Here is a 6,427-nt window from a genome sequence, read left to right on the forward strand (position 1 = left end):
GCTGAAAGGGGTACTTGAACCAGGAGGTACGGCAGCAGTGGCCGGTGCACTCCTTGATAGGCCGGCAGCGGGGAAAACCGGAACCACTGACCATTTCCGGGATGCCTGGTTTATCGGGTATACCCCGCAACTGGTAACTGCAGTATATATTGGTTATGACAATAAATCAAAATCAGTAGGGACTACCGGAGGCCAGCTCGCCGCACCACTTTGGGCCAGGTTCATGACTGAGGCGCTACGGGATGAACCCGGGGAAGATTTCCCGGTACCTGAAGATATCGTGTTCGTTGATATTTCTGCTGATGATGGATTGCGTGCCACCCCTTTCAGTTCCCGGGTAATCAAGGCAGCATTTGTAAAAGGTACGGAACCAGTACTCCCCAGTTTCTGGGGCAGCACCACCCCTTGGGGTTTAAAACTGAGGGATCTGCTGAAAGCGGAAAATCAGCTATTTCCACGAAGAGAAAAGTTATTTAAAAAGAACGAGAGGAGATGGACCAAAGTTTGCAGAAAAATTACTCATGAGAAGATCACGGGCCAAGGAGTGGGAATATCTTGTCCCAGGAATTTGCTGATGCCATAGGTAAACAGTTCCATCTCAGCGAACATGAGGTTGCCCTGCTGGAGAAAAACATACAGCAACTCTCCCGCATGGAAAGGCGTATTTACTTCGAGCATTTAAAACCGAGAGAAAAAGAATTCAAGCTCTTTTTACGGAAAAAATACGAAGTCCTGGGTGAAGAAGAAAAACAGAAATGGATGGAAACCACCGTCCAAAGCCTCCTGGCAAAAGGAGGCGACCCTGATCTCGCCGATAGCCTCGTAATGGACGTAATTGGCCGGTTGCAGGTCTATAAAAGCGTGCGAGAACGGGCAGAAAACGAGGGTATTCGCCTGAAGGTACTTACAAACTTTGGCGGTCTTTCCATGGTTCTTTTTCTGGTAGTGATCATTACAGCCGTAGTCCTTTACCTTAGCGGACGTTGAAAAACTATGGAGGTGGGACTATGGGTACACAGCTTAATGCACTGAGTAAAGCAGTACGAAATTTTGTATCCCTGGCCAGGGAGCCAGAAGCCGTGGTTTTACGTACAGGTGCCTCCTTTGATAATCAGAAAAAGACTTTCCTGTTGCGTTATTTCGGTCAGATTTACGAAATTGATCTGGCTGGAAATGTGCACAAGCAGGGACCCCCCGGGGTAGTACCATACAATGACCGCACGCTTATTTTGCAATATCTGTGCTCAGCCAGCGGTTTACCTCCGCGAGGACGCTGGTTGTCCTTCCTCGAATTACCAGATGGTGCCCACCATCATGCCCCCTTTCATAACGAGGCACTTATACCACTGGCAAAAACATTTGGCACCAGACTTGAGGATTTTCACAGCATCATCAGGCAACTGGGAGGCAATCCAATCAATATGGGAGATGCGGGTGCTGAAATTCTGGCTCTGCCCAAACTGCCTCTGGCTGTTGTTATTTGGGCGGGCGACGAAGAATTCCCGCCCCGAGCCAACATTCTCTTTGACGCCATTGCCCCCACCCATTTAACCACCGCTGCTCTCTGGGTACTGGGTGTAGAACTGGCGCACAAACTCATATCTTTTATTCAACCGGGATGGCAGGCCATAGATTGGCTTGGGAAAAATCCTTGACTTTTCGCAAATCTTATAGGATAATATTCCTTGCGGGCGGGATGTAGCTCAGTTTGGCTAGAGCGCACGGTTCGGGACCGTGAGGTCGCAGGTTCAAATCCTGTCATCCCGACCAGTATTTTTCGGTAATAAAAACCCGGGGGTTGCCCGGGTTTTGTTTTTAGCTTTGATAAACCTGTTTCCCTGGCAGGTAATCCATGCTATAATTTATATTAATTGATTACGGTTCTTTCAGGAGGGGATGACTTTGAAACTTTTAATTATGGGGCCACCAGGAGCCGGGAAGGGTACGCAGGCTGAAATGCTGGTAAAAGAACTTAATATTACGCACATTTCGACGGGGGATATGTTCCGGGCAGCAATTAAAGAAGGAACAGAAATGGGGAAAAAAGCCAAGGAATATATGGATAAGGGCGAACTGGTTCCCGATGACGTAGTCGTAGGGATGGTACGAGATCGTTTGCAAAAACCAGACTGTGAAAAGGGATTTCTGTTGGACGGATTCCCACGGACCCTGGCCCAGGCACAGGCACTGGATGACACTCTCCAAACCATGGGTATCCAGCTTGATGCAGTGATTAACATCGCCGTACCCCGGGACAAGCTTATGGCTCGTCTCACCGGCCGACGGGTTTGCCGCAGCTGCGGGGCCAGTTATCATATTCTCTTCAATCCTCCCCAGGTGGAAGGAAAATGCAACAGCTGTGGGGGAGAGCTCTACCAGCGTAGCGATGACAACGAAGAAGCTGTATCCAACCGCCTGGATGTATACGAAGCCCAAACCCAACCTCTAATTGATTATTATGCCAGCAAGGGGCTGCTCAAGAATATTAACGGCGACCAGGAAATTAAAAAAGTGCTGGAAGACATTCTGGCCAGCCTTAAATAACAAACTGTTTAAAGCCCCCGGAATCTCACCGGGGGTATTATTTTTAATGAAAGGGAATGGTTATGCAGTGTTATGCTGGTCTGGCCAAAATTTACGATCTTTTAGTAACCGGAGTGGACTTCGAAAGTTGGGCAAATTACCTGGAAGAAATACTTAAGCGATTTAACCATTACCCTCGTACGATCCTGGATCTCGCCTGTGGTACAGGCAATACAACTCTACCTCTGGCCCGCAGGGGTTACCAGGTCATGGGACTGGACCTCTCCCCGGACATGGTGAACATTGCCAGGGAGAAGGCGGCCAAGCAGGGATTGGCAGTAAATTTTTTCACCGCCGACATGCGCTCTTTTCAACTAGAGAAACCTGTGGACTTAATCACTTGCTTTCATGATGGTTTAAATTATCTGGCGAACTATGAGGATTTGATGAGAACCTTTAAACAGGTAAAAGAAAATCTGACGCCAGGAGGACTGTTCATTTTTGATTTAAATGCCATTGAGTGGTTGACTGGAACCAGGCCGGAAGTATGTATAATAGATGAGCAGGATTTCACCCTCATCTGGCAGAGTTGTTACAGTTCCGTCAACTTCAGCTGGGAGATCAAAATCACCGCCTTTATCAAGAACGGGGAATGCTATTACAAATTTACAGAACAACACCGGGAGTACGGCTATACACCGGACCAGGTACATCGGGCCTTACAGGCCGCGGAACTTAAACTCCTCGCTTCCTACGACGCTTTTTCCTTTAAACCCATTCAGGCAGAAAGCCGGCGTCATTTTTATGTTGCCCAAAGGAGTTGATTGCATGTATGCAGTAGATATTCCAAGGGTGGAATTTGCCGTCATTGGCGGATCCAGTACCTTTAGTATAAATTTCCCTCAAGACCTGAATGCCCCCGATGTCCAAATTCTGGCTGAAAACCTGATTTTTCCTACGCCTTATGGAGATAGTCCTTCTTTAAAGCTTTTTACTATCGCAGAGAAAAAAGTAATAACTGTAAGAATGCACGGCTGGCGCAGGGGAGTAAGTCGGGGTAAAGCCTCCCAACAATTGTTCTGGGTGCTCCGGGAAGCAGGTGTCAAGAAAATTCTGGCCGAGGGCGGAGTAGGAGCTATAAACCATTTGCTCAAGCCCAGGGACATTCTGGTTGCTTCAGATTATCTGGACTTTTCCATGCGTAAAGATGTTGGCCTCGATGGTGATTTCCTGCTCACGATGCGCCAACCCGTTTGTCCCGTCCTGCGAAACGCTCTCCTCCAGGCGGCTGAAAAATGTTCCTGGGGAAAAGAACGCATCTTTGACCGGGGAATTTATGCCGTTACCGATGGACGCCATTTTGAAAGCCCGGCCGAGATAATTATGCTGGGGCGTTTAGGAGCCGACATAGTCGGACAGAGCATGTGTCCCGAAGTATATCTGGCCAGGGAAATTGGTGCCTGTTACGGCCGGGTGGATATAGTGACCAATTACGCTGAAGGTGTAATCAGAGATTGGGAGCACCAGGAACTGACCGACATTTTTTATCATGAAGCGAGCCGTATGGGAAATATTCTCCTTGAAGCAATGCGCCAAATCGATGCCAGGCAGGAATGTGGTTGTGCCGACCTACGTCACCCCACTTTACTTAAGGAATAAATTACCAGACAAAAACACAGGATGCACTTAATATAAGTTTTAGTGTAATGAACTATAAGGAGGTGGAAATCAGGAAAAACCAGGTATATCTCCCGGAAATCTCCGGAAAAGATGGGGCGCCAATAAAGGCGCTCCAAAAATTTTGCCTTCCTAAAAAGGCAAACTTGAAAGGATTTTAAAGAATTTTGTGGAATTAGCTTACTGTTTAAGTTAAAAATTAAAAGACTTTAAAAATAAGGGGGTGGCATCCCGACCAGGAAACAGGTGTTTACCAGCTTTGAATTAGAAGGAGGTTACTACTCGTGTACAAAAAGTTATGGTCTATTCTTTTAGTCGTAGTGCTCAGTTTGGCTCTGATTGCTACGGGTTGCGGTAGCCCGGGCAAAACGGAGACTCAGGGCGCCTCGGGTGAAAAGGTAATCAAAATTGGATTTATTGCACCTTTAACCGGCGATGTCAAGACTTTTGGCGAATCAGCCCAAAAAGGCTTCGATCTGGCTCTGGAACAAGCTGGTTACAAGGCAGGAAATTTTAAAATTCAACCCGTAAAAGCAGATGATCGTAACGACGCCACAGAAGCTGTTAACGTTGCCACCAAATTAATCACCCAGGATGGTGTCAAGGCCATTGTAGGTTCCCTTACTTCCCTGACCACCATACCCATTTCTAAGTTTGCCAACGATAACAAAGTGGTCATGATAACCGGTACGGCCACCAGCCCCAAGGTTACTGTAGACGACGGCAAACGTAAAGAATATATCTTCCGGGCCTGCTTCATTGACCCTACCCAGGGGACTGTGGCGGCCAAGTTTGCCCTCGAAAAACTCAAGCTAAAAACTGCTGCCATCCTGTATGACCAGGGTAACGACTATACAATTGGCCTGGCCAATAACTTCAAGCAAGCTTTTACGGCCGGCGGTGGACAGGTACTGGCCATGGAAGCGTATGCCAAGAATGACACTGATTTCTCCGCAGTACTCACAAACATTGCCCAAAAAAATCCCGATATTCTCTACCTGCCGGATTATTACCAGAAAGTTAGCCTGATTGGCAAACAAGCCAGGGATAAAGGCATCAAGGCCGTATTTATCGGTGGTGACGGTTGGGACTCCAGCGACCTGGACTACAAGACCATGGAGGGTGGTTATTTCACCAACCACTACTCCGCCCAGGATCCCAGGCCACAGGTACAAAACTGGGTTAAGCAGTTCAAGGAAAAATACGGTCAGGAACCCGACGCCTTCGCTACTTTAACCTATGACGCTACAAACCTGTTGCTTAATGCTATTAAGACTGCCAACAGCGACGACCCGGCCAAGATCAAAGAAGCTTTGCAGAACACCAAGGACTTTTCCATTGTAAGCGGCGATAAAGTTTCCTTCGATGAGAACGGGAACCCGATTAAGCCGGTAACCATACTCAAAATTGAGGGTGGGAAGCAAAAGTTCGTTACGGCCTTCAAGCCTAATTAAAACAGCAACAGGAAGCGGGGAGGCGGGAAACCCCTCCCCGCATTCAAATTGGTTGACTTCAGGAGGTTTAGTAGATGGAGCATTTCCTGGAACAGGTGTTGAATGGCTTACAACTGGGACTCATGTACGCACTCATTGCCCTGGGTTACACGATGGTTTACGGAGTAGTGCAGCTGATTAACTTCGCCCACGGTGACGTCTTTATGGTAGGAGCTTTTCTCGGCTACTTTGGCTTTGCTGTATGGGGCCTGCCCTTACCGGTGGCCATACTTACTGCCATGGTGGCCTGTGCCCTGCTTGGTGTTATCATTGAACGGGTGGCTTACCGTCCTCTGCGTTACGCCCCGAAAATTGCCGCCCTCATTAGCGCCATTGGTGTATCGCTCTTTTTAGAGTACTTCAGCAGCCTTAAGTTCGTATTTGGCCCCAATTACCGGGTTGTGCCGAGACCTTTTCCTGAAGTACACTGGAACATTGCCGGCCTCTCCATCACCAATATTCAAGTAATTGTTTTTGTAATTGTTGTGTTCATGCTTATTCTACTCCAGATACTGATTTATCATACAAAAACCGGCATGGCCATGCGTACGGTGGCTGTAGATCATAATGCTGCCCGTCTTATGGGCGTAAATGTAGATACGACCATATCCATTACCTTTGCCATCGGGTCGGCCTTTGCCGCCCTGGGAGGTGTTTTATACGCCATCGCCTACCCCCAAATTCACCCCTTCATGGGTATCATGCCAGGATTAAAGGCCTTTACCGCCGCCGTA

The 6,427-nt window shown here is 48.0% G+C and carries 8 protein-coding genes and 1 tRNA gene; all 9 read left to right on the forward strand.

Going from position 1 to position 6,427, the window contains the following annotated elements:
- The first annotated feature begins 280 nt into the window (after nucleotides 1-280).
- Nucleotides 281-583, forward strand: coding sequence for a hypothetical protein (locus ACPLUI_RS09585; RefSeq protein ID WP_424660040.1), 303 nt, complete (start codon nucleotides 281-283; stop codon nucleotides 581-583).
- A complete protein-coding gene (locus ACPLUI_RS09590) occupies nucleotides 556-987 on the forward strand; it encodes a hypothetical protein (RefSeq protein ID WP_424660041.1) in 432 nt (143 codons plus the stop codon). Before ACPLUI_RS09585 ends, ACPLUI_RS09590 begins: the two co-directional genes overlap by 28 nt.
- A gap of 20 nt (nucleotides 988-1,007) precedes the next feature.
- Entirely contained in the window at nucleotides 1,008-1,655 is a 648-nt protein-coding gene (locus tag ACPLUI_RS09595; protein ID WP_424660042.1) for a DUF3786 domain-containing protein, read from the forward strand.
- A gap of 37 nt (nucleotides 1,656-1,692) precedes the next feature.
- Nucleotides 1,693-1,770, forward strand: a tRNA-Pro gene (locus tag ACPLUI_RS09600).
- Between the two features lie 132 nt (nucleotides 1,771-1,902).
- On the forward strand, nucleotides 1,903-2,544 hold the full coding sequence (locus ACPLUI_RS09605; RefSeq protein ID WP_424660043.1) for an adenylate kinase: 642 nt from the start codon (nucleotides 1,903-1,905) through the stop codon (nucleotides 2,542-2,544).
- A gap of 62 nt (nucleotides 2,545-2,606) precedes the next feature.
- Nucleotides 2,607-3,347: a class I SAM-dependent DNA methyltransferase gene (locus ACPLUI_RS09610; protein WP_424660044.1), complete on the forward strand. Its 741-nt coding sequence runs from the start codon at nucleotides 2,607-2,609 to the stop codon at nucleotides 3,345-3,347.
- 4 nt (nucleotides 3,348-3,351) lie between these two features.
- Entirely contained in the window at nucleotides 3,352-4,182 is an 831-nt protein-coding gene (locus ACPLUI_RS09615) for an MTAP family purine nucleoside phosphorylase (RefSeq protein WP_424660045.1), read from the forward strand.
- A 302-nt stretch (nucleotides 4,183-4,484) separates the two neighbouring features.
- Nucleotides 4,485-5,654, forward strand: coding sequence for an ABC transporter substrate-binding protein (locus tag ACPLUI_RS09620; RefSeq protein WP_424660046.1), 1,170 nt, complete (start codon nucleotides 4,485-4,487; stop codon nucleotides 5,652-5,654).
- Between the two features lie 74 nt (nucleotides 5,655-5,728).
- On the forward strand, nucleotides 5,729-6,427 hold a 699-nt coding region (locus ACPLUI_RS09625; protein WP_424660047.1), incomplete at its 3' end, for a branched-chain amino acid ABC transporter permease.

The organism is Desulfofundulus sp., from assembly GCF_049701015.1.
GTDB lineage: Bacteria > Bacillota > Desulfotomaculia > Desulfotomaculales > Desulfovirgulaceae > Desulfofundulus.